The sequence below is a fragment of the Acinetobacter sp. 1125_18A genome (assembly GCF_052824985.1).
The window spans coordinates 43,809-67,144 of record NZ_VTDG01000015.1 but is presented as its reverse complement, the minus strand read 5'-3'; the positions used below and the strand labels follow the sequence as shown (position 1 = coordinate 67,144).

The window sequence follows — 23,336 nt, the reverse complement described above, 5'->3', positions numbered from 1 at the left end:
ATAAAGTAGGTATGTCGTGATAGAAGAACTTTTACCGTATTATGAAAAGCAATTACAAGAATTTGGACAGCAGTCGCGTGCCTTTGCAGATAAATACCCAAAAATTGCACAACGATTATCTTTAAATCAAGAACAAATTGATGATCCACATATTGAACGCCTGATACAGGCATTTTCTTTAATTGCCGCACGTATTGATAAAAAGTTAGCTGATAGTTACGACATCTTTACACGTTCTTTATTTGAGGTGATGTTTCCTCAATATTTACGCCATTTTCCGGCGTGTTCAGTTGTGAGTTTTGAAGACTTAAACAAGCAAAAACAATTGACAGATGTTCATATTATTCCCAAAGGGACCACTTTAAAATCAAGAAGTTTCAAAGGTGTCCAATGTGAGTTTAATACCAGTGCTGAAGTTAAATTACTGCCGATCCAACTAGAAAGCCTGAGTTTCCAAACCAATCCTAGCGCACATATTCATTTAAACCAAAATGCGACATTAAATTTAAAATTTGAGTTATTAAACCCTGCTAAAAATTGGTTGAAAAATGAAAAGCTCCCCATTTATTTGGATGCGATTTCAAACTTTCCTTTGCAAGTTCTAGATCATATCTTTCATAAAGAGACCAGTTTTAGTCTTCGTATCAATCATAAAGTTGTGGCGATAAAAAATCCGTTTGAAGTGATGGGTTTTGATGAAAATGAAAGTTTATTGCCGGTTGATCAACATACCCATCATGCTTACCGATTATTAATCGAATATTTCTGCTTTCCTGAAAAGTTTAGTTATTTAAATTTGAATTTAGATTTTTTAAAATTATTAAAAGAAGAAAATCTAAGTTTTGAAGTGCAGATCCATTTAAAACTGAATTTAAATGACCAAGCCATTATTCGCAATTATTCAGAATTGAATGTGGCAAATTTTAAGTTATTTACCAGCCCAGTCGTCAATTTGTTTGAGAAACAAGCTGAGCCACAAAAAATCAATCATAAAAACTTAGAATATCCTTTGATGACGGATGCACATCATCCTGAGTTCTATCAAGTGTATTCAATCGTTGAAATGAATTTGATCCGTGAAAAAAGCAACCAAGATCAAGTGGTTTATCCGATTTTACCTTTCTTTGCCATGAGTCATTATCACGGTGATGATATTCAGTTTTTTTATGCATTAAATCCAACCGTTTTACAAAATCAATATGTAGAAACGGGCTATTCAATTATTTCTAAACAATTAGAACCGCACAGTATTAAGTCTGATTTTGTCAGTTGTAAATTGTTATGTTCCAATCGTGAATTACCGCACGAAGCTTTGGGTCAGTCAAATAATGTCTTGAATTTGAATGACAGTACCGTTGCTCGTCGTGCATTGGTGTTAAAAAGACCTACTGCACCGTTCCAATTTGAAAAAAATAAGAATGAACAATGGCGTATTATTTCGCATCTTTCATTAAATACTTTAGCGTTAATGAAAGGTGATGCTGTCAGCCATATTAAAGAATTATTAGAGCTTTATAACCTACCAAAATCTAAAGAAAATCATTTAATTATTGATGCAATTAAAAAAATTGAGTTTGAAATCACGAATAAACTGGTTGAAGCCAAACCCTTTCCAATGTTTGTACGTGGGGTGAAGGTTTTAATGGATGTAGATGTCCAAGTCTTTAGAGGGCATAGCTTATATATTTTCAGCGAATTGATCAGTCATATCTTTAACTTAAAAGTACAGATGAACAGTTTTGTTGACGTTTTTGTTCGAGATTTAAATACAAAACAGGAGTTATACCAATGCGTACAGAACGTTGGTGGCAAGAAGCTTCTGTAATTGATGAGCTTTTTAAAACCCCTACAGCTTTTGAATTTATCCAAACCACACGATTATTTAGACATGCGCCCAATACTGCTGTTTTAAAGAATTGGTCTGACGATTTTCTTTTTGAAAGTTCATTAAATTTGAACTTCCCAAAACATGAAATTGAATTACTCGAACAACAAGATGAAAAAATTCATCTTACCAATTTGATTGTCGGTTTAACTGGTATGCAAGGCGCAATGCCGTATACCTATACCAATAAAGTGAAACAAGCACCGCGTAAACAGCGTGTTGAAGTTCAAAAGTTTTTAGGCTTATTTAATCATAAGCTTACAGCTCAATTTGTTGAAGCCAGTTTAAGTTATAACCTGCCTGTACGTTATGAGGTTGAGAAAGAAAATAATTACTTAGAAATCCTGCATGCATTAAATGGTTATATTCGGACACAACATCAACAGAGTGATTTAGACGATTATTTTGCTGAATTTTCTGGGCTGATGCAGGGGCAAAACAATACAGCCCATGCACTAAAGACAATGCTGACCTGCGTATTCAATCAACAGGTTGAAGTCAAAGAATATATTACCGAAAAGTTTAAACTCGGCGATGACCAGAAAACTACATTGGGAGGCAAGCAACCCTTTTTGTTAGGTGTAAATACTTTTTGTGGAGAAACGATTCGACAAATTGATGGAAAAATTGAGATTCAAATTGGACCATTGAGCCATGCACAGTATTTAGAATTTTTACCCAAGAAAAAATTGAGTAAGAAGTTAAAGAAAATTCTGCAAAGTTGGTGTAGTCCTACCTTACTTGTCGATCTACGTTTAGTCTTGGCAAAAGAGGAAGTCCAGCCTTTACAACTGAGTTCAACAACACAAATCGGTTTGGCACAAGGTGCTTTTGTGATGCCAAAAACTCAAAGTGACAATGATGAAACGTGTTATGCACTGATTGGAGTGTCATAAGTGATCAAAATAATTTTAGGAACTTTAGTCAGCACAATATTACTGGTTTCGGTAATCGTGGTGTTTTATTGGCGTGATATCAAATATGACCCAAATGGGCAAGATTTTCTGATTTTCTTTGGGGTGATTCCAGCGGCGATTACTTTGTTAATTCTAAGCCCAATGTTGATCAAAAAGATTTATCAAAGCCGCCAAGAGAAGAAAGAACAACAAAGAATTGAGGCAGAACAAAGTTCAGAACAACAACAAACCACTGAAGCTAAAGTTGAAGAAAAAATTGAATGGGTAGACTTGAAAGTTTATTCAGCGACAAGTTTAAGTGCCTTAGGCGAAAATGAAGCACAGCTTGATCAGCTTCAAGATGTGGCAAGTCCTGAACTTGATTCGCAATTGGTCAATGGTTATGGCTTACCGATTCTTTCATTCCGTGTTCAAGAGATTGAAGAACCGTTAGAGGATGAGGCATCTAGTCTTTCCAGTCGTCAAAAGCGTATAAGTGCATTAATTCAGCAGCAATTAGAACAGAATACTGAAACTTTATATCAAATTGCAGAGCACCTAAAAAACTCAGCACTCTTTTATGATGCGAAACTTGCACATGAATATCGTATGCATCCTGCTTGGATTGACCCTCATCGTGACTATGAGGATGAGCCGATAGAACAACAGGTTGCAGAAGCAGTACCTCGACTTAATCGTTTGAATATTCATATTATTTTGCCAGAAAATTTATTCCATAGCTGGGATGAAAGTTCAGCTTCAGAATTGGTTCATCATTATCTTACTGAACTGGGCATTCTCGATCAGCAATTTGGCACTGAATATCATTATTGGGGTGAAACAACTGCGTATAAAGACTGGATTAAGTTGCTGAAAAGAACCCAACTTCTGGATTCTGAGGCATCACTGTTTATTGCAGTAGATTCAGAAATTGATCAAGAAACCATAGATGATCGGACGTGGATGACTGAAAAATATATTCCATCTGAGTATATCAGTACCTGTTGTATGACAAATACTCAGGTCGAATTGCAAAATTTACAAGCAATAAAGTATATTCGAATTGCTTTAAATTCTGATCAGGCATCTAAAACATTAAAAGAGTTGAATTTAGACCAAGCAGAACAGTTTGATCAAGAACAGCGCTTTGTCTTGGTCTTAGACGACCCAGCAGAGATCAAGCTGTTAAAGAAACTTGAACAAAACTTTGCCGAAACAGCGATTGAAGCGCATCATTATCTTTACAGTAAAAATAGCCTAGGCCATACCCAACCCTTAGCCAAAGTTTTTGGTTTTATGTTGAGTTTGCACTTTAAAGATGAGTTGTACGGTTATGTTTATAGTGCTGAACATCAGCAAACCCAAGTGCTTGTTGGGACTGAGTTTGCATAGAACTTACAGATAAATTTAGAAAGAAATAGAGAAAATGATACAAACAATTTTAAGCTATGCATGGCAGTACATCACAAATCCGAAACTGGTGATTGCGCTTTCGATTCTGGTTGCGCTCGTTTCTTCATATAGTGTAGTGCCGCGTCAGTACTTCTTTATGATGGTTGCAGCTTACATTCTTGGATTGGTGATTTACGGCATCTACTGGTTGATCCAGCGCCGTAAACATGCAGAACAAGGTGAAGCATTGGCTGAAGCGATTCAACAAGACACCACTGCTGAATATGGAAAACAAAAAGATAAAGAAGAATTAAATCTGATCAATCAGCAGATGAAAGATTCGATCCAATTGATTCGTAAGTCTAAATTGGGTGATAAAAGTGGTAACGCAGCACTCTATGAGTTGCCTTGGTATATGGTGATTGGTAACCCTGCTGCGGGAAAAAGCTCGGCAATTTACCATTCTGGACTAAAATTTCCCTTTGAAGAGACCCATCAAAAAGTGGTGTCTTCAGGACTCAGTGGTACCCGAAACTGCGATTGGTTTTTCTCAACAGAAGGGGTATTGCTGGATACAGCTGGTCGATACTCTGTGTATTCTGAAGACCATTCAGAATGGTTAGGCTTTTTAAATATTCTGAAAAAGAACCGTTCTAAAGCGCCGATCAATGGCTTAATTGTGATTGTCAGTGTGGCTGAGTTGGTCAGTCAAAGCCCTGAAAAATCGATCAAATTGGCGAAAAGTTTAAGAGCGCGTATTCAAGACTTAACTGAACGTTTAGAAATTTTTGCACCTGTTTATTTGGTCTTTTCTAAAATGGATTTGATTGCAGGATTCACTGAATTTTTTGAATGTTATGAATCCGCTGAGTTTGATCAAGTGTGGGGTGCGACCTTACCTTATGACTCTGAATCATCACAGAATGCTGTAGAACATTTTGAGAAGCACTACAATATTTTATATGATGGATTAAAAGGGGTCAGTACCACCCATTTAAGTCGCCGTCATGCGCAAAATATTTCGCCAAGTGTGATGACTTTCCCACTTGAATTTAAGACTTTAAAACCTGTATTAAAAACGTTTATTGGTACTTTATTTGAAGAAAATCCGTATCAGTTTAAACCAGTCTTCCGTGGCTTTTACTTTACCAGTGCTTTACAAGAGGGCGTGATAGAAAGCCCGATGACGGAACAAATTGTTGATGATTTTCAGCTGACTAAAATCCCCAATAGCGAACATGGTATTCCACAAAATTCAATTTCTCAGAATCATGGCTATTTCTTAAAAGGGCTATTCTCAGAAGTCATTCTCAAAGATAAAAACCTAGTTAAACAACATATTAACCCGACCACAAAGCGTAAACGTTATTTGGCGTTTATTGCATCATTATTGGGTGTTTCCATCATTTTAGGACTATGGGTATGGTCTTATCGTAATAATCAACAATTGATTGCAGATGTTCAGGCCGATTTAAATAAAGTTGTGCAAATGGAGCAAACTTCGGGTCAAGAGCTCTCGACCCAAATCGATGCTTTACTGATTTTGCAACAACGTTTAGAGCAATTAGATGATTTTGATCAGCATCGCCCATTGAAGTTTTCGTTTGGTCTATATCAAGGCAATGACTTAAAAGAAAAATTAAAAGCTGAATATTTAAAAGGTGTGAAACAGATTGTTTTAGCGCCGAGTCAGCAAAACATTGCACAATATTTACAACGTGTAAAAGGCAATGAGCAGACGCTTAAGCAAAATCATGTCAATGTAGAAATTAAACAAGCGTCTTCGACACAGATTGCATCAGAACCTTCTGATACCAATCCACAAGATGCCTACAATGCGTTAAAAGCCTATTTGATGATGAGCAATCCACAATATATGGATGCGAGTCATTTAAGTGACCAAGTCACTCGTTTCTGGCGTTCATGGTTAGACACCAATCGTGGGCAAATGCCACGTGGCGAAATGATTCAAAAAGCTGAAAAAATATTGAGCTACTCAATGACTTTAGCCAATGATAAAAAGTTTCCAGTGTTAGAGTCTGATGCGCAATTGGTCGATCAAACCCGTCAAGTATTGCTCTCTGTTGTACGTGGAATGCCAGCACGTGATCGCGTTTATAATGAAATTAAAATGCGTGCGGCTGTTCGATTCCCTGCGGTGACGGTGGCGCAAATTGTCGGTGAAACCAATCGTAATGTTATGCTCGGTGGTTATGCATTGCCTGGTATATTTACCCAAAAAGCATGGGATGAATATGTCGATAAGGCGATTGAAGAAGCTGCGAATAAGCCAACAGATACCAAAGATTGGGTGCTGAATAGTACCCAGTCAGATGATTTAACTTTTAGTGGTAGTCCTGACCAAATTCGTAAACAGTTAACTCAGTTGTATAAGCAAGAATATATTGCTGAATGGAAGAAGTTTATTAATGCTACCCATTATGCGAAAGGTGCTGATTTTGTTCAGCAAGCCAAGGTCATGGATGTGTTGGGTGAGCCACAAAACTCTCCAATCCGTACCTATATTGACCGTGTTGCAAAAGAAACCAGTTGGGATAATCCAGTCGTTCAAGCTGAGCTTGCCGCACCACAAACTGGCTTTATTGCTTGGTTTAAGCGTAAAGTTTTAGGTCAAGGTAAAACGGATGATATCCAACGTGCATCGAATCAAGCACAAGGGCAGATTTCTCAACAATTCCAAGTATTCTACCAATTGGTCCGTAAACGTGATGATTTACAGGACAAATCACTGCTGGATGATTATTTACAGAATATGGCGCAAGTCAGAAGTAAGCTGAATGATCTACGCAGTGCAGGTGACTTTGGTCCAAGTGCTTTGGCCTTAGCGAAACTGACCATTAATGATCAAAGTTCCGTTTTCAACACCACTCAAAAAGTCGTCGATGAAAAATTGACGGTTGGTTTGGGTGAGTTAGATCAGCAAATGGTTCAAAAATTGTTGGTGAGTCCATTAACGCAATCTTTTGACAGTTTGTTGGCCCCAGCACAGGACGAAATTAATAAACTTTGGACCTTGCAGGCTTTCCAACCATTTAGCCAAACACTTTCGCAAAAAGTTCCATTTAACTCTTCTGGAACCATTCAAGCGACCAGTAGTGAAATTAGCCAAATTTTTGGTGATAACGGCAGCATTTCTAAATTTGTAAAAGAAACCCTTGATCCATTCGTTATTCGTCGTGGTTATACATTGTCCTCGAAGACTTGGAAAAACATGGGTATAGGTTTAAATCCTGAATTCGTGATGAATTTTGAGCAATATACTACCCCAATTAATGGTGCTTCTGCGGGAGCATCAGGTGGTGCTCCAGTTGCAGCCAATCAGTCAAATTTCCAATTCTATCCAATCCCTAACAATAAATTATTGTCCTATACCATTGATATTGATGGGCAGCGCTTGGTTTATGAAAATGGCATCCAACAATGGGTTAACTTCATGTGGCCAAATCCTGGTGCAATACCAGGAGCACGCATTACTGCAATCGATTTAGATGGGCAAACCCATACCATATTTGATGAGCCGGGTGAATACGGGATCAATAAATTAATTGATAGCGCACAACGTAAGTCATTGAATGGAAGCTTTGAAATGACATGGGCAAGCAAACAAAACAGTGATTTGTTTGTGAAACTTCAATTCCGTTTAATTAGTGGTAATGCTTCAAATCCAATTGGTTCTAATCGTGGCTATGTTGGATTAAAACTGGTTGATCGAGTCACAAGTCCTAAAGCACCATTGGTTGTTGCAGCACAGGCAGCGCCTGTTACCGTAAGTGCAAACTCACCAGCAGCTTCACCATTTGGCGGTGCGACTGCACCGACAGCAGCTGCACCTAAGCCTCAGACAACCGCACCAGCAAGCCCAACTGCGGCTCCTGCTGGCAATGCGGCAAATGCTGCCGGAAAAGGAGTGGCTCAATGATTCAAGGGAACGATTTGACGCGAGGGATTAAAGTATGCAAACGATAAAGTCTACACCGTTGTATTATGGAAAATGTCCCGCACGTGGTGATTTTCTGAAAACAAAAGGGCAATATTCATTGATTCAAGTGATTGATCAATGGATTACGGAAGCTTTAGAGCTTGCAATGCGAGAAGAAAATTTTAATCAAGCTTATGAATCATTAGCACCTTTAGACTTCTTTATCGCAAACCCTAAGGAAAGAATGTTTCTTGCGGCAAATATGGTGACCAGTGAAGACAGTTCTGGTCGTCAATTTCCAATGGTTTTAAGCCAGTTATTAGAAGTTGATCACCCCTTTCAAAACTTACTCTATGCGCCGTTTAAATATAAACCAGTATTGATTGATTTATTTCAAAAAAATCGAAGCATCCGAACCATTCGTGACCCTGAAGTATTGATCAATAAGCTGGGTGAAATTGATCGTGAAATACAGGTTCTACCTGAATTAAAAACGCAGGACTTTTTTGAAAATCATACCATGCATTCATTTGCACAAATGATGAAGATCACGCCTTATGAATTGGCACAAAGTATGTTGGGTTTGGGCTTATTACTACAGCCGGTGCTTAAACACGGTACCAGTAAGTTATCTAAGGTGCTTATTTTACCGATTAATAATCATAATTATTGCTATGAAATTGCTGCCTTTTGGGTCAACTTAATCGGACGCTTTTTAGAAAAAAGTAATACAGAGATCTTGATTGGTATTCTTCACCAGGAGTCTCCAATTTTATTATTTGGATTCCAAGGGGCAGATATCACGGCTTTGAGTAATATTTTCACTCAAAATATGCAAAATGATCATTGGGTGTCTTTGGTCAAACCGTTATGGATTGATGCCTATCTGGAACAGAATGCAGGTCTAGCAGCACTAGAACAGTCTTTATGTGAACGTCAATTGAGTCTGGTTCAAGGCATGAAAATTTTTAGACAAACATTTATAGATGAATAATGATATGAAAAATAAACAAGTCAAAATATTGAAAAAATTTGCGCTTATTTCTAGCTTATTTTGTTCATTCAATGTGTTTGCTGCCCCGATTGTGGTTGAAGGTGCTGTGCCGAATGACATGACCAAACAAGCAATCTTGGCGAAGTTAAAAGCGGTTTATGGTGATGATCAAGTTGTTGATAAAATCCAAATTCGAGCCGTATCCGCACCGAATGGCTGGAGTGATTCGGTTACACGTGTGATTACCCCAGATTTAAAGAAGATTAGCCAAGGTAAGCTCTCTGTACGAGGCACGCAAGTTGAATTGGTTGGGAAAATGGGTGTGCAAACTGATATTCAGCCAACCACCAGTTTATTCCAATCCTTAGTTCAACCACCTTATCGATTTAATTCTCAAATTTCAGTGAATGCTGCTGAGCAATCTGTGATTGATAATGCACTAAAAAATCGAATTATTGAGTTTGAATCTGGCAAAGCCGTACTTACCCCAACAGGTACACAAATCTTAGACGAGATGGTGGTTGCATTAAATAAAGTCCAAGGTAAAAATGTTAAAATTGTGGGGCATACTGACAGCCAAGGTAATCCACAGAAGAATCAGGATTTGAGTTTGCAACGTGCTGAAGCGGTGAAGCAATACTTAACTACGAAAGGCATTGCACCGACTCGTTTAAGCACAGCTGGTCTGGGTTCAACCAAACCTGTTGCTGATAATGCAACTGAAGATGGGCGTAAAAAGAACCGCCGTATTGAGTTCGATGTTTTATAAATTTTTATTCAATAACAAAACAATAAAAGGTAGGCACTATGGCACTTCCATATATCACGTTAGGGTCACCCACGACAGGTGGTGGAAAAATTATTTCTGCTCAGTCTTCTTTTCTGATTGATGGTAAAGCGATTGCGTGTGTAGGGGATAAGGCGACTTGTCCCAAGCATAAATGTGTCGCCAGCATTGTTGCAGGTGATAATCATATGTTGGTGATGGGAAAGCCCGCTGCTCAGCATAATTCACCTTTATCTTGCGGATGTAAATGTATTGGTGATCAGTCATTAACAGTTGGGCAAAATTAAAAAGTCCAAGTTATAAAAAAAAGCCCCATCATCCTGACGGGGCTTTTTCGTATTGGTTCGCTAGGTAAACTCCTGTTCTACCTCACTTCCTGATGTACAGACCGATGATTATTGTTTTATGTCTGGGAAACTTCCTGTTCCCTATGACTATAGAATAGGATATTTGCTTCAACTTCCCTAGCCGTCAATGCATGCAAGTGATGTAAGCTAAAGCGTACAATGTGATTTTAGACATTGGCATATTGGATCAGTTTGTTTACCACAGACTTGACTGCTTTATTATCAAACTCATTTCCCTCAAAGGTTTCACTCTTACCACGTTGTCCAATATCTCGCAGTTCAATGACTGCATTAGAGTCAATCATGCCAATAAAAGCACAGACTTGTTTGATTTGATCAATTGAACGTGAACCGTTGGTACCGCCATAGCTGACAAAAGCCGAAGGTTTACTCTGCCATTCTTTATAAACGAAGTCGATGGCATTTTTCAGTACAGGACTATAGCCGTGATTGTATTCTGGTGTAATGAAAATAAACGCATCTCCAGAAGCAACTTTTTTCGCCCATTCTTGCTGTTTAGGCTGATCATAGATTCCTGAGGCGGGTGAGTTTTTTCCGGCAAAGAAAGGTAAATCCCATTCTTTTAAATCTACAATTTCAACATTGAGGGTACTGAAGTCGAGTTTTTGGATTTCTTTAAGTAACCATTCTGCGACTTTAATGGCAACACGACCTTCTCGAATACTGCCCACGATGATTTGGATATTCATTTATTTTCATCTCTATTTTTCTATTAAAACATTATGCGCAATCAAGGTCATAGGTACAGTAGTGATTTGTATATGATTTTAAAATTTTGAGTTAATAATAAGATTGATCAGGATTTGAATTTCCATTCTAATAAGGAAAATTTTAATTTTGAATAGATATGAAAGACGACATTGCACTGATTATGGCTTTACCCAATGAATCTAAAGGGTTATTTGAACAAGCAGGTATCACTGTCCATTATAGCGGGATTGGCAAGATTAATGCAGCCTATACGGCATTCGATGTTATTCAAAAAACCGGCTGTAAAACCATACTGAATTTAGGTAGTGCAGGAAGTTCTTTCTTTGATGCCCATGAGTTGATTGAGGTAAAAACCTTTGTGCAACGTGATATGGATGTTTCCCCACTCGGTTTTGATGTGGGCGTTACGCCAATGGATGAGCATTTTCCACGCGAAATTCATTTAGAATCGTATTTTCCACATTTAGCGCAGGGTGTTTGTGGTACAGGGGATAGTTTTGAAACAGGACAACCCAAAGTGAGCTGTAACTTGGTCGATATGGAAGGCTATGCACTGGCTAAAGTCTGTAAAAAATTAGATGTGCGTTTAGTTTCGATTAAATACATTACAGATGGTGCAAATGACACCGCACATTTAGATTGGGAAGATAATTTATTATTGGGTGCGCAAAAGTTGTTAAAACTATATCAGTCTATTTATTAAAGACTTAGTTTGTTTGAGTATTATATAAAGTTTAAAATTGAGTCTTGGCGACCATAGAACTCTATGGCCGTTTGCCAAAATAACCAATAAGTATATTGGATGATTAATTGCGCGGTAACACACCATATAAAGTCATATGGATTGTATGTTCAATTGCGCGTTGACACATACTTTTATTACGCAAAGTTTTACCAGTCACCATTTCAATTTGAGTACTAAAGTCTGCATAATTTTGAGTCAATGCCCAAATATTAATAATCAGCAATTCAGCATCGATTTGATCTGATATTTTACCTTGCGCCTGCCAGTTTAAAATCACTTTAGCTTTGCGTTTAAAGAGCTTTTTAAGCGGGCCTTTGAGGATCGGTAAAATATGTGGCGCGCCTTGAATCACTTCTAACGCGAAAAGTTTTGAAGCTTTAGGCTGAGTTCTAGAGATTTCAATTTTGGTCATGATGTAATGTGACAAAGCTTCTGTCGGTTCCAATTCTGACTCAAGCGACTGCAACGGTGCTAACCATTTCTGCATAACTGTCGTTAGCACTTCAACATATAAGGCTTCTTTATTTTCATAGTAGTAGAAAATATTGGATTTATGCATATCTGCTAATTGAGCGATTTCATCTAGACTTGCGCCGTTGAAACCATAGACAGAAAATACGTCAAGTGCAGCATTGAGCAGCTGCTGGCGTTTTTGAGCACTCTTTTTTTGTTCCATCGCATCTTTAATCGAAAAACTGATTATTAAATTGTACGGTAAAATGTTTGATTTGTGCACAGAAAGCAGCATTATTTTGGTATATTTCTGATAAATAATGATGAAGTTTTATTATTAAGTCGATCGTAGATCCCTATTATCTAATTTTGCACTAAACTGGAGCAAATCTTATTTTAAAATTCTGTCAGTTATGACTTAATATTTAAATTTTGTGACATTTTTTAGTATAAGGTTAATTTTTGAGTTAATTTAAAAATTAGATAATCTAAAATAGCATGATTTAATTTTCATTTAAGAAAACTGACTTGCTTTAAAATACCCAGCTCATTTTTAATCAATAGAAACGGTTGAAAACTTAAACATATTTGTGACAGCGAACATTTTCTATCCGATCAAAACGACTAAATATTCGATTTAATTATTCAAGATCAGCAACATGGTTCCGCAAGGTTGGGGTCTGCTAACAATTCGTCTAAGTTTGCGACTACGTGTGATTTTTAGGCGATACTAGGCGCGAAATACGAAATTTAGTCATTCTAAATAAGTAGTTCGTAACGACGTAGCGACAAAAAACACACTAGTCCCGAAGGGTTGTGGCTAAAATTATCTCAGCCTGTGTTATGAAACTCGAAAATAGTCTCGCTATTCTCTTCGTTTCATGCCTTGCCTGCTCAATTTTAACCTACAACGCAAACCATTTATGAAATGTCAGCAGACCCTAATATGTAAAGACAAAAATATTCTGCTCGACAATACCTTGCGTTGCCAACAAAAGGGTATTTTGTTGCTGTTCATGTCGCAAGCACAGCACTGAGTACCTGTTGTTCAAGTTCGGCAAATGCTACACCTTTTTGACGTGGACGTGGTAAATCGACTTGAAACTGTTGCGCAATATGTCCTTTATCCAAAAGAATAATACGATCTGCGAGTTGAACTGCTTCACTAACATCATGGGTAACCAGAATGGTGGTAAAGCCTTGTTCTAACCATAACTTTTCAATTAAATTCTGCATTTCTAGTCGCGTCAATGCATCTAAAGCACCTAAAGGTTCATCCAGTAATAAGACTCGTGGTGTATGTGACAAAGCACGAGCAAGCGCCGTTCGTTGACGTTGTCCACCAGAAAGCTGTGATGGCCAAAGTCCAGATTTCTCCTTTAATCCGACCTTTTCTAATAATTGCTCAGCTTTAGAAAATTGGTTTTTGGCTAGACCCAATTGCACATTTTTTAGAATACTTTTCCATGGCAATAAGCGTGGATCTTGGAACATCACCCGAATATCATCTGCAATGATCCCTTCACGGAAATTTAATAAAGATTTAAATTTGATTTCACCATAACTGGGTTGTTCTAAATCGGCAATTAAACGCAGTAGGGTACTTTTACCACAACCACTACGTCCCACAATTGCAACGAATTCACCAGCTTCAATGTTTAAATCTAAGTCCTCAAGAACTTTAACTTCGCCATAATATTTATGCAGTTGTTCGATCGAAATTTCTGCACCAATTTTTGCTTGTTGTTCTTCAACAATCTCGGTTGGTGCCACCAAGTCATTGGCATATTGGCTAATGCTTAAATCGGTCATATCAGACTCCTATTTTTGATAACCTGCGTGCCAACGCAATAGGTATTTTTCTAAAAATTGTGCAAATACATCGGCAAGTTTGCCTAAAAGGGCATACAGCAAGATACCTACTAGCACGATATCTGTTTGTAAAAATTCACGCGCATTCATGGTCATATAACCAATTCCAGATTGTGCGGAAATTGTTTCTGCCACAATCAGCAGTACCCAAACCAACCCCAGTGAAAAGCGTAAACCCACTAAAATTGAAGGCATTGCGCCCGGTAAAATAATGTCTTTATACAATTGCCATCTGCTTAATCCATAGCTTTTTCCCATTTCAATCAATTGAGGATCAACTGAACGAATCCCATGATAGGTATTGATGTAGATCGGGAAAAACACACCGACAGCCACTAAAAAGAGTTTTGCAGACTCATCAATTCCAAACCATAAAATAACCAATGGAATCAGCGCCAATGCTGGAATATTTCGGATCATTTGCAAGGTGGTATCCAATAAGTTGGATGCAACTTTTGATGAACCATTAAGCAGTCCCAAAAATAGACCGAGCCCACCACCAACTAAGAGGCCAAGTAGCGCGCGACCAGCACTGACTTTGACGTGCTGCCAAAGCTCACCGCTGACTAAAAGTGTCCAAAACGCAGAGACTACCGCTGTCGGTGCAGGTAAAACACGGCTTTCAAGCAATCCTGTTTTAGACGCAATTTGCCAAATGACAATCAGTAAAATCGGCACAATCCAAGGCAGCAAACGCTGCCCAATTTGTTTCGTTCCACGTGAAACGGCAGTACTTTTGGCTGGAGCAGCATTGTTAATTAAGGCATTCATGCAGGCTCCTGTAATGGTTTCTTATTTTCTTCAGGGGTGTAATTATTGGCAACGATTTCGCCAAATGGTCCAGTCAAATTAGGTTGCGTGAGTTTCTTGCGTGTTTCCAACGGCAGTAATGGGAATACCAGTTCAGCAAAGCGAATAGATTCTTCCAAATGTGGGTAGCCTGAGAAAATAAAGGTATTGATGCCTAAATCTGCATATTCTTGAATACGATCTGCAACAGTCTGTGGATCACCGACCAAAGCCGTACCTGCACCACCACGAACGAGTCCAACTCCTGCCCAAAGATTTGGTGATACTTCAAGCTTACTACGATCACCATTATGTAGCTCAGCCATACGGCGCTGACCGACGGAATCCATTTGTTTAAATTTTTTCTGTGCAGCGGCGATCGTCGCATCATCTACATATTGGATCAGTTCATTGGCAGCTTGCCATGCTTGTTCATTGGTCTCACGAACAATGACATGTAAACGAATACCATAATTAAGTTGACGACCTTTGGCATCGGCTTTCGCTTTCACTACTGCAATTTTTTCTTTGACCGCAGCAGGTGGTTCGCCCCAAGTCAAATAGGTATCAACTTGCTCAGCAGCCAATTCAATCGCATCTTCAGAAGAGCCTCCAAACCAGAGTGGTGGATAAGGCGCTTGAATCGGTGGATAAAGCAGCTTAGCATCATCTACACTTAAACGTTCGCCATGGAAGGTAAATGATTCACCGGTATGTGAACGTTTTAAAATTTCACGCCAAATCGTGGTGTATTCAGCTGCTGTTTTATAACGTGAAGCGTGGTCTTCGTATACGCCATCACCTTTCAACTCTTGCTCATCACCACCTGTAACGAGGTTGAGTAAAACTCGACCATTGGATAGACGATCAAAAGTTGCAGCCATACGTGCTGCAAGCGCTGGTGTTGTTACGCCTGGACGTAACGCAACCAAGAATTTTAAATTTTTAGTCGCATCAATTAGGCTCGCAGCAGTAATCCATGGATCTTCACATGAACGTCCCGTGGGAATGAGTACACCTTCATAGCCCAAATTATCCACAGCTACAGCAATTTGTTTCATATAAGCATGGTCAACTTGGCGAGCACCTTTGCTTGTACCTAAATAACGACTGTCACCGTGAGTAGGAATAAACCAGAAGATTTTCATTTCATTCATCCTTAGAAAATATTATTTCGCTGTCCAAACCGCTTGTTTAATATCAATGCTGTTTGGAATAATTTTGAGTTCGCTAAAACGATTGGCCAGTTGTTGCTGATCTGCAATTACTTTTGCTGAAAGCGGTGCTGCACCCGAAGGTCTTGGGCGTCGCTCAATAAAAGTTTGACTAACTTTCGGTTTTAAACCAGTGCTTTGCCCGATGGCTTGTGCTGTTGCGACACGATTGGCTTGTACCCATTTATCAGCAGTATTAATTTGCTGGATAATGCCTTTAACTGCTTGAGGATATTTCTTTACAAAATCTGGCGATGCTAAATAGAAGGTATAATTTGGACTTAAACCCTGCCCTGAGGCGAGGATACGCGCCTGATCTTCGACTTGAGCAGAAGCAAAGAATGGGTCCCAAATCGCCCAAGCGTCGACAGCACCTTTTTGAAATGCAGCACGGGCATCAGCAGGGGTTAACCAAATCGGTTGAATGTCTGACCATTGCAAACCAGCTTTACGGACAGCTTGTACCAATAAATAATGCGCACTTGAGCCTTTTTGCAACGCAATACGTTTACCTTTCAACTCATTCAGTTTGGTGATTTTTGAATCTTTAGGCACTAAAATTGCCGAAGCCAACGGCTTGGCTGCTTCATAGGCAATGTAGTACAGCGGTTTATTCGCGGCTTGGGCATATACTGGCGGGGTATCGCCAGTGACACCAACATCCAGAGAACCTACAGCAAGGGCTTCTAAAATTTGAGGGCCCGCAGGGAATTCATTCCAAGTGATTTTGGCATTTGGGAATTCTTTCTCATACAACTTTTGTTGTTTGGCGATTGCAAAATTAATAGAACTTTTTTGAAAGCCAATACGTAATTCTTTTACCGTTGGATCGATTGCCCACACAGAGGCTGAACCCAGCATTGCGCTACAGATCAACATCGTGGTCATGGCATGAGTCGTTGCATTGAACCATGAGGCTGTGTTTTGTTGTGCGATTTGCTGGGTCATATTAATGTCCTCTTTAACGGCGTTGTTGGCGAAATTAATTCGCTAAAACAGCTGCTTGAATGTTGATTTTATTGGGAATGAGTTTTTGTTGATAAAAAGCATCTGCGACAGCTTGCTGTTTCTTTACCACATCGTTAGAAATTGGAGTCACACCAAAACCCATACGAGAAATTGAGGTATTCAAAATATCAAGCGGTAAGCCTGTCGGTTTTTCTAAGAGTTTTGCCGCATCGGTTTGATGTTGAGACACCCACTGCGTTGTCGTATTCAGTTCATTGACCACAATTTTTAAAACATCGGGATGTTGTTCAGCAAACTTACGATCAGCCAAATAGAATTGGTGGTTATTGACCAAGTTTTGACCTGTCGCAATGACTTTGGCATTGAGTTGTTTTTCAGCAGCAGCAAAGAACGGATCCCAAATGACCCAAGCATCTACAGCACCTTTTTCAAAGGCAGCACGTGCATCAGCTGGTGGTAGGTAGACCACTTGAATATCATCAAGTTTTAAATGATTTGCTTCTAAAACTTTGAGTAAAAGATAATGTACATTTGAACCTTTATTCAAAACTACACGCTTACCTTTTAAATCTTGGACTGATTGAATGGCTGAATCTTTCGGCACAATTAAGGCTTCAGCCAAAGGTGCAGCAGGTTGATTGGCAACATAGACCAGATTTGAGTTTGCAGCTTGGGCGAAAATAGGCGGTGCTTCCCCAGATTCACCAAAGGCCACACTACCGACATTTAAACCTTCTAGCAGTTGAGGACCAGCAGGGAATTCAACCCATTTCACATTTACCCCTTTTTCCTTTAGGGCTTTATCTAAGTCGCCACGTGCTTTGATAATGGGCAAGACCCCATATTTTTGAAAACCGATATTTAAGGTTGTGGTTTCTTGTGGTTTTGAGCATCCAGTAAGCATCATGATGGTGGCAAGGCTAGCACTAATAAGGGTGATTTTTTTCCACGAAGGTTGAAATAAGCTCGCCATGAGTCACGATGCTCCTATAAAGTCAGAAAAAGGCATGAGCATCAGCTTAAAAGGCTTTGTATTTTCAAAAAAATAAGTTTTTAGTGATTGCTAATGAAAAAAACAGATAAATAATTAACTGCTAAGCTTAGCTGTAAATGAGAAATATAAAGTGGATATTCTATAAAAATATAATGTTATAAGAATTTGAAAATTATGATGTTATTTGTATTATTCAATCACCATATATAGATTCCACTCTCAAGAATAAGAAAATATTCTGCTTGATGGAATCTATAGCGATAAGCTTAGCAGCAAATGTGATAATTGATTGAGAATAAAAAAATTCATCAATTTTAAGCAATTGATTTTTTAAAGACCATCGAATTACGTTGATAGTTATACAGCGCTTGTCGGGCTTCGGGTAAATCATCAACATTGGCCAGTTCAAATCCATGCTCTAAGAACCAGTGTGCGGTTCGCGTGGTTAATACAAACAGTTGTTGAATACCCAATTGACGTGCATTTTCTTCTAGGAAATGCAAAATTTGGCTACCACGATTAGATTTGCGATAGCTTGGGTGTACAGCTACACAAGCAATTTCGGCCGATTGCACTTCATTGTCTGTTGATGGAATCGGGTAGAGCGCAGCACAGGCGAGAATTGTTCCATCTCGCTCAATGACGGCAAACTTTTCGATTTCATTTTCTAAACGTTCGCGTGAGCGATAGACTAAAATACCTTCATCTTCCAAAGGGCGTAGTAGATTAATCAAACCGCCAACATCACCAATATTTGCCATACGAACTTCTTCATAATGGGCATCGGTGATCATGGTGCCATGTCCATCACGGGTGAAGAGCTCTTTAATCAATGCACCATCATCGCTATAGGAAAGCAGATGAACGCGATTTACGCCTTTTAGTGAGGCTTCTTTTGCATTGTGCAAATGCAAAGCGATTTCAAAATTTGAATCTTGGTATTTTTCAATATGCTTATCGAGTTGTTGCGGGGTAATTTCACGTCTCAATTGCCCGTATTCATCCATTAAGCCCTGTTGATTGCCTAAAAAAATCAATTTATCGGCTTTGATATGAATAGCCGTTTTTGTTGCAACTTCTTCCGCAAGCAAGTTAAATACTTCACCTGTGGTGGAATACCCTGTAGGGCCAAGTAACACAATATTTTGATTGCCTAAATGGCCTTGAATGGCTTCAGTATCAATCGTGCGAACTTCGCCAGTGAGTTGGAAATCGACACCATCACGAATGCCATACGGCTTTGCTGTGACAAAATTACCTGAGACCACATCAATGCGTGCGCCAAACATAGGTGAATTGGCTAGTCCCATAGACAATAAAGCTTCGATTTGTAGACGAATCGAACCAACGGCACTCATAACACAAGGCAGTGATTCACGTGTGGTGACACGACGGTTGATATGGATCGGGCTTTGAATTTTATTGTGAAGCAAGTTGGCCGTAATTTGCGGGCGAGCGCCGTGGACTAAAATGAGTCGTATGCCCAATGAATGCAGTAGCGCAATATCATGAATAATATGCTGAAAATTTTCATGTTCAACAGCTTCACCACCAAACATCAATACAAAAGTTTTACCGCGATGGGCATTGATATAGGGTGCAGAGTGACGAAACCAATGCACGTATTCTTGCGTTGTGCTTTGTATTGTTTCTAAACTGTCGGTTTGCATGCCTATCTCAGTATTGATGATTGCGATACAGCGATTCTAAACAAAAATAGTGCAAGAATAATAGGGTCTGCTGACAATTCGTCTATGTTTGCGACTACGCGGTTTTTTAGGTGATACGAGGCACGGAATACGAAATTTAGTCATTCTAAATGAGTAGATCGTAACGAAGTAGCGGCAAAAAACACGCTAGTCCTGAAAGGTTGTAGCTAAAATTATCTCAGTCTGCGTTATGAAACTCGAAAATAGTCTCGCTATTCCCTTCGTTTCCTGCCTTGCCTGCTCAATTTTATTCTACAACGCAAGCCATTTATGAAATGTCAACAGACCCTAATCAATAAAAAAAGCACTCGAACGTGGGAGGACGAGTGCAAAAGGGTCATATGAGTGTTGCGATTCACATTGGATTATTGAGTTAAAAACCAAATATTTTAAGGATTACTGTTCATTGAAATTACACAAGTTAATCTTTTCATTTTGAACAATTTACCGAGGATATTTGCCTTTTTAGCTAATTCAATAATTAACCAGTTCAGATTCAATCTAATCGTAAAATATAGAGAAACTATGGAGATATAAATGAAAGTATGTAGTTTATTTATTTGCCTAATCAATTAGATTTTAATCATATTCTCAAAATGTGAAAAAACCCAAGCTGAGTTGGGTTTAAAAGTTAAAATATTGACATTAACCAATCACACGAATAATACGATTATTTCGCTCATTTACCAGCACATAATCACCATTTACTTTATACCATTGCTGATATCTTCCAGGTTTAGGTAACTGGCGGTAGTTTTTATAATTGACATGATAACGCGAAGAATTGAATTGAGTCGGGAAGTATTGCCCTGAGCGCCAGCGCTGACTCGAATTTACTCGGTTGTCATAATGGTTGTTGTTATTCCAACGATTGTCATGTTTATGATCCCAATGGCTTTGTTGATAGCGATTGTGATCATTTCGATGATAATCATGCGGTGCAGCCATCGCAGACGTTGCAATCAGCGCACTCATCGATAAAGCCAGTGTCGTTAAGATATTTTTCATTTGATTCACCTGAATTGAACTTTTGTCCTTTGATGTAATTAAATTACTCAATAATTTGAGATAAACGGTGAGCAAGATTTAGGTGAATTGTGAAATGTATGAAGACTTGATGAAGAGACCCATTGAGGTTTTTCTTTTCATAAATAAAAAAGCCCAAAAAAGAATTTGGGCTGTAAATATCGTAGTTTGGATATTATCGAATCACACGGATAATATGGTGGTTGCGTTCATTAACCAGTACATAACGACCATCTACTTTATACCAGCGTTCAAATTTAGCCGGTTGATGCAGGTTTTTGTATGCACGATAATCATTCACATAATAGTGATTGTCATGATAACGATCAGGTAAAATTACACCTTCTCGCCATTCAAATTTTTCATGTGATGCAACAGGGCGATGATTTTGACCATGATCCCAGTCAGCCATTGCTGAAGTAGCAACTAAGGCACTGAGTGATAGTGTGATTGCGCTTAGAACTTTTCTCATTTGAATCGACCTTTTCAGACGGATGCTTTATCCGATCATTCAAATTACAATTTAAGTTAAGATGAAAAATGGAGAAATATCATTCAATTGTCAATTTTATGGAGGTTTCTAGAGTTTTTTAAAAACAGATTGTAAATGATGAAATTTAGACAAAAAAAAGCTCAAACAAAAAGGTGTTTGAGCCTATGAAACCAAAATATTTAAAAACTACATCCCTCGGATATTCACAATATTATTATTGTCTGAGTCGACCAAGATATAGTCATTGTTAATCTTATACCACTGTTGATTACGTGAAGGTTTTGGAAGATTTTCTTCTTTATAATCAACTTTATAACTATTACCACGGTAATGCTGTGGCATTACATAACCCATTTGCCATTTGTGCTGTTGCAAACGTTTTACACCACGTTCTTCACGTTCACGACGTTGTTCTTGAATGTTGTCATCGTCATTACCACGATCACGATGATTGCGTCCACGATCTCCACGGTCACTTTTGCCACGATCAAAACCATTGTCATCGTCAAAATGAGGACCTGCACTGCTGATCTGAGCCGTCAACAGCGTTGATAAAGAGATGGCGATGATCGCTAAAATCTTTTTCATAATCGTCCTCGCTTATTCAATATGTTTATTTTGACCTCACTACTGTACTGCTAAATTGCAGAGAAACTGTGAAGAAAGTTCAGTTTTTCATTTAAAATGACAGACATAATAAAAACATATTTATGTAAAAGTGAAAAGGGTTATTGCAAAGCTTTGAGCTGTAATGCATCGCAGCAAATTTTTTTTAGCGGAATATGTGACTAAAAAATGTAAATATTTATGAAAATAAACTTGTATGCAGGCTTAGAGAGATGACCCCACTATAAATTGAGCCTGAATGATTAATACCACTGCTGATTCATCTCCTTTAAATAATTGATTGCTTTGATAATCTCTTTAGCTTGATGAGCATCATCTAAGGCCTGAATAAACTGATTTGGAAGCTGTAATTGTTCGATAGAACGAATCATCTCTACTTTATGTTTTAAATCTTTCATAAAAAACGCCTCAAATTGATCTGCTTAACTTGAGTAACACTATAGAGGAAGCGTTATTATTTAAGAAACTGAATAAAGTTATAGTTTTTATTGGATAAAGCGATTTTGATGTGGGCTTTTATTAAATTTTTATTTTGACTCTGTGATCAATATTTTAAATGACAGTATCTCTTATGATTTTCTCCACGCTTCGAAAAGCGCGGAGAAACAGACCCTAATCTTGTGCGTCGATACTCTCACCATTCAACGCAAGGCTATCATCTCCCATGAGGTAGAGATAAGCAGGCATGATGGCTTCAGGTGATGGTAAAACCTTTGGATCTTCATCAGGATAAGCTTTGGCACGCATAGCGGTACGGGTCCCACCTGGGTTGATACAATTATATCGAATATTTGGATAAGTATTTTCTTTAGCAAATATTTTACTGACCGCTTCAATCGCAATCTTTGAAACCGAGTAAGCGCCCCATTGCGCACGTGCTTCACGTCCTACACCAGAGCTGGCGAAAACGACTGATGCATTTTCAGATTTTTCCAGTAAAGGCAGTAATTCTTGGGTGAGCACAAAGGGTGCACGTAAATTCACCGCCATCACATCATCCCAAACCTCTTCTCGATAATGTGCCAACTCAACACGCTCTCCTAAGATTCCGGCATTATGCAAAATACCATCTAAGCGGCCAAATTGTTGCTCTAGAGTATCGACGAGCAGTTCATAGTCACGTGAAGAGGCAGTAGAAAGCTGCAAAGGAAGAATGGCAGGCTGGGGGGCACCAAGTGATTCAATTTCATCATAAATGACTTCAAGTTTATTGAGCGTGCGACCATGTAACACGACTGTTGCGCCGTGTAAGGCGTAGCTGAGCGCAGCTGCACGTCCAATACCGTCTCCCGCACCCGTAATAAGGATAATTTTATCCTTCAATAAATCTGGGCGAGGTTGATATTCTGAATACTTCATGGGAGACCTCCTATAGTTGTTATGATGTCATTTAGGCTTTGGACGCAATGTCGTTACCCAATCAAACAATGTTTCTCATCATTTAGAATGATTAAATTTTATATGTCTTACTT

20 protein-coding genes and 2 pseudogenes are annotated in these 23,336 nt (G+C 38.6%); 9 read left to right on the top strand and 13 right to left on the bottom strand.

The genetic code is table 11. The annotated features are described in order from the left end of the window. Window positions 1-16 precede the first annotated feature (16 nt). The 8 genes and pseudogenes from tssF (at window position 17) to FY049_RS19145 (ending at window position 10,181) form a co-directional block, all read left to right on the top strand. On the top strand, window positions 17-1,825 hold the full coding sequence (gene tssF, locus FY049_RS19180) for a type VI secretion system baseplate subunit TssF (RefSeq protein ID WP_004823592.1): 1,809 nt from the start codon (window positions 17-19) through the stop codon (window positions 1,823-1,825). After that, window positions 1,789-2,781 (top strand): type VI secretion system baseplate subunit TssG, encoded by a 993-nt coding sequence (tssG, locus tag FY049_RS19175; protein ID WP_105714162.1) that lies wholly within the window; start codon window positions 1,789-1,791, stop codon window positions 2,779-2,781. The genes tssF and tssG overlap by 37 nt, the downstream gene beginning before the upstream one ends. Further along, complete coding sequence (locus FY049_RS19170) at window positions 2,782-4,173, top strand: hypothetical protein (RefSeq protein WP_327857918.1); 1,392 nt, start codon at window positions 2,782-2,784, stop codon at window positions 4,171-4,173. It begins immediately after the preceding gene. Between the two features lie 37 nt (window positions 4,174-4,210). Beyond that, on the top strand, window positions 4,211-8,113 hold the full coding sequence (gene tssM / locus FY049_RS19165; protein ID WP_446084177.1) for a type VI secretion system membrane subunit TssM: 3,903 nt from the start codon (window positions 4,211-4,213) through the stop codon (window positions 8,111-8,113). A gap of 34 nt (window positions 8,114-8,147) precedes the next feature. Next, window positions 8,148-8,544, top strand: a pseudogene (gene tagF / locus FY049_RS19160) (type VI secretion system-associated protein TagF); the annotation flags it as partial. A 71-nt stretch (window positions 8,545-8,615) separates the two neighbouring features. Beyond that, a pseudogene (locus FY049_RS19155) lies at window positions 8,616-9,107 on the top strand (type VI secretion system-associated protein TagF); the annotation flags it as partial. Window positions 9,108-9,225: 118 nt separating this feature from the next. Continuing rightward, complete coding sequence (locus FY049_RS19150) at window positions 9,226-9,876, top strand: OmpA family protein (protein WP_434279581.1); 651 nt, start codon at window positions 9,226-9,228, stop codon at window positions 9,874-9,876. 38 nt (window positions 9,877-9,914) lie between these two features. Next, window positions 9,915-10,181 carry a PAAR domain-containing protein gene (locus FY049_RS19145; protein WP_004723549.1) on the top strand — a complete coding sequence of 89 codons (267 nt, stop codon included), beginning with the start codon at window positions 9,915-9,917 and terminating at the stop codon, window positions 10,179-10,181. A 227-nt stretch (window positions 10,182-10,408) separates the two neighbouring features. Here FY049_RS19145 and FY049_RS19140 read toward each other — a convergent pair whose 3' ends face one another. Beyond that, the gene (locus FY049_RS19140; RefSeq protein WP_004723548.1) at window positions 10,409-10,951 is read right to left on the bottom strand and encodes an NADPH-dependent FMN reductase; all 543 of its coding nucleotides are present in this window, start codon (window positions 10,949-10,951) and stop codon (window positions 10,409-10,411) included. A 158-nt stretch (window positions 10,952-11,109) separates the two neighbouring features. On the opposite strand from FY049_RS19140, the gene FY049_RS19135 reads away from it, so the two are divergent. After that, entirely contained in the window at window positions 11,110-11,676 is a 567-nt protein-coding gene (locus FY049_RS19135; RefSeq protein WP_166782870.1) for a 5'-methylthioadenosine/S-adenosylhomocysteine nucleosidase family protein, read from the top strand. Between the two features lie 103 nt (window positions 11,677-11,779). Here the strand turns inward: FY049_RS19135 and FY049_RS19130 are convergent, their stop codons facing one another. From FY049_RS19130 to FY049_RS19075, 12 genes are all read right to left on the bottom strand, one after another. Continuing rightward, window positions 11,780-12,394 carry a TetR/AcrR family transcriptional regulator gene (locus FY049_RS19130; protein WP_016539535.1) on the bottom strand — a complete coding sequence of 205 codons (615 nt, stop codon included), beginning with the start codon at window positions 12,392-12,394 and terminating at the stop codon, window positions 11,780-11,782. A gap of 791 nt (window positions 12,395-13,185) precedes the next feature. Next, on the bottom strand, window positions 13,186-13,983 hold the full coding sequence (locus tag FY049_RS19125) for an ATP-binding cassette domain-containing protein (RefSeq protein WP_105714168.1): 798 nt from the start codon (window positions 13,981-13,983) through the stop codon (window positions 13,186-13,188). Between the two features lie 9 nt (window positions 13,984-13,992). Beyond that, entirely contained in the window at window positions 13,993-14,814 is an 822-nt protein-coding gene (gene ssuC, locus FY049_RS19120; protein WP_004723544.1) for an aliphatic sulfonate ABC transporter permease SsuC, read from the bottom strand. Further along, entirely contained in the window at window positions 14,811-15,980 is a 1,170-nt protein-coding gene (gene ssuD, locus FY049_RS19115) for an FMNH2-dependent alkanesulfonate monooxygenase (RefSeq protein ID WP_004723543.1), read from the bottom strand. The genes ssuC and ssuD overlap by 4 nt, the downstream gene beginning before the upstream one ends. Before the next feature lie 21 nt (window positions 15,981-16,001). Then, on the bottom strand, window positions 16,002-16,934 hold the full coding sequence (locus FY049_RS19110) for a sulfonate ABC transporter substrate-binding protein (protein ID WP_085942780.1): 933 nt from the start codon (window positions 16,932-16,934) through the stop codon (window positions 16,002-16,004). Window positions 16,935-17,028: 94 nt separating this feature from the next. Beyond that, window positions 17,029-17,988: a sulfonate ABC transporter substrate-binding protein gene (locus FY049_RS19105; protein ID WP_105714170.1), complete on the bottom strand. Its 960-nt coding sequence runs from the start codon at window positions 17,986-17,988 to the stop codon at window positions 17,029-17,031. Between the two features lie 335 nt (window positions 17,989-18,323). Next, window positions 18,324-19,679: an amino-acid N-acetyltransferase gene (argA, locus tag FY049_RS19100; RefSeq protein ID WP_034618293.1), complete on the bottom strand. Its 1,356-nt coding sequence runs from the start codon at window positions 19,677-19,679 to the stop codon at window positions 18,324-18,326. Window positions 19,680-20,363: 684 nt separating this feature from the next. Continuing rightward, the gene (locus FY049_RS19095) at window positions 20,364-20,726 is read right to left on the bottom strand and encodes an RcnB family protein (RefSeq protein WP_105714171.1); all 363 of its coding nucleotides are present in this window, start codon (window positions 20,724-20,726) and stop codon (window positions 20,364-20,366) included. 193 nt (window positions 20,727-20,919) lie between these two features. Further along, complete coding sequence (locus tag FY049_RS19090; protein WP_446084176.1) at window positions 20,920-21,216, bottom strand: RcnB family protein; 297 nt, start codon at window positions 21,214-21,216, stop codon at window positions 20,920-20,922. Window positions 21,217-21,423: 207 nt separating this feature from the next. Then, window positions 21,424-21,825 carry an RcnB family protein gene (locus tag FY049_RS19085; RefSeq protein WP_034614751.1) on the bottom strand — a complete coding sequence of 134 codons (402 nt, stop codon included), beginning with the start codon at window positions 21,823-21,825 and terminating at the stop codon, window positions 21,424-21,426. Window positions 21,826-22,106: 281 nt separating this feature from the next. After that, window positions 22,107-22,262: a hypothetical protein gene (locus FY049_RS19080; RefSeq protein ID WP_004823607.1), complete on the bottom strand. Its 156-nt coding sequence runs from the start codon at window positions 22,260-22,262 to the stop codon at window positions 22,107-22,109. Window positions 22,263-22,476: 214 nt separating this feature from the next. Beyond that, complete coding sequence (locus tag FY049_RS19075; protein WP_446084175.1) at window positions 22,477-23,223, bottom strand: YciK family oxidoreductase; 747 nt, start codon at window positions 23,221-23,223, stop codon at window positions 22,477-22,479. Window positions 23,224-23,336 lie beyond the last annotated feature (113 nt).

What these genes read in the sequence shown, in the direction of transcription:
- FY049_RS19135 (WP_166782870.1), top strand. Translation starts at nt 11,110, where the DNA reads ATGAAAGACGACATTGCACTGATTATGGCTTTACCCAATGAATCTAAA.
- ssuC (WP_004723544.1), bottom strand. Translation starts at nt 14,814, where the DNA reads ATGAATGCCTTAATTAACAATGCTGCTCCAGCCAAAAGTACTGCCGTT.
- FY049_RS19110 (WP_085942780.1), bottom strand. Translation starts at nt 16,934, where the DNA reads ATGACCACGATGTTGATCTGTAGCGCAATGCTGGGTTCAGCCTCTGTG.
- FY049_RS19090 (WP_446084176.1), bottom strand. Translation starts at nt 21,216, where the DNA reads ATGAGAAAAGTTCTAAGCGCAATCACACTATCACTCAGTGCCTTAGTT.
- FY049_RS19105 (WP_105714170.1), bottom strand. Translation starts at nt 17,988, where the DNA reads ATGGCGAGCTTATTTCAACCTTCGTGGAAAAAAATCACCCTTATTAGT.
- FY049_RS19095 (WP_105714171.1), bottom strand. Translation starts at nt 20,726, where the DNA reads ATGAAAAATATCTTAACGACACTGGCTTTATCGATGAGTGCGCTGATT.
- argA (WP_034618293.1), bottom strand. Translation starts at nt 19,679, where the DNA reads ATGCAAACCGACAGTTTAGAAACAATACAAAGCACAACGCAAGAATAC.
- FY049_RS19085 (WP_034614751.1), bottom strand. Translation starts at nt 21,825, where the DNA reads ATGAAAAAGATTTTAGCGATCATCGCCATCTCTTTATCAACGCTGTTG.
- FY049_RS19080 (WP_004823607.1), bottom strand. Translation starts at nt 22,262, where the DNA reads ATGAAAGATTTAAAACATAAAGTAGAGATGATTCGTTCTATCGAACAA.
- FY049_RS19150 (WP_434279581.1), top strand. Translation starts at nt 9,226, where the DNA reads ATGACCAAACAAGCAATCTTGGCGAAGTTAAAAGCGGTTTATGGTGAT.
- FY049_RS19140 (WP_004723548.1), bottom strand. Translation starts at nt 10,951, where the DNA reads ATGAATATCCAAATCATCGTGGGCAGTATTCGAGAAGGTCGTGTTGCC.
- tssG (WP_105714162.1), top strand. Translation starts at nt 1,789, where the DNA reads ATGCGTACAGAACGTTGGTGGCAAGAAGCTTCTGTAATTGATGAGCTT.
- FY049_RS19075 (WP_446084175.1), bottom strand. Translation starts at nt 23,223, where the DNA reads ATGAAGTATTCAGAATATCAACCTCGCCCAGATTTATTGAAGGATAAA.
- FY049_RS19130 (WP_016539535.1), bottom strand. Translation starts at nt 12,394, where the DNA reads ATGGAACAAAAAAAGAGTGCTCAAAAACGCCAGCAGCTGCTCAATGCT.
- FY049_RS19125 (WP_105714168.1), bottom strand. Translation starts at nt 13,983, where the DNA reads ATGACCGATTTAAGCATTAGCCAATATGCCAATGACTTGGTGGCACCA.
- ssuD (WP_004723543.1), bottom strand. Translation starts at nt 15,980, where the DNA reads ATGAAAATCTTCTGGTTTATTCCTACTCACGGTGACAGTCGTTATTTA.
- FY049_RS19145 (WP_004723549.1), top strand. Translation starts at nt 9,915, where the DNA reads ATGGCACTTCCATATATCACGTTAGGGTCACCCACGACAGGTGGTGGA.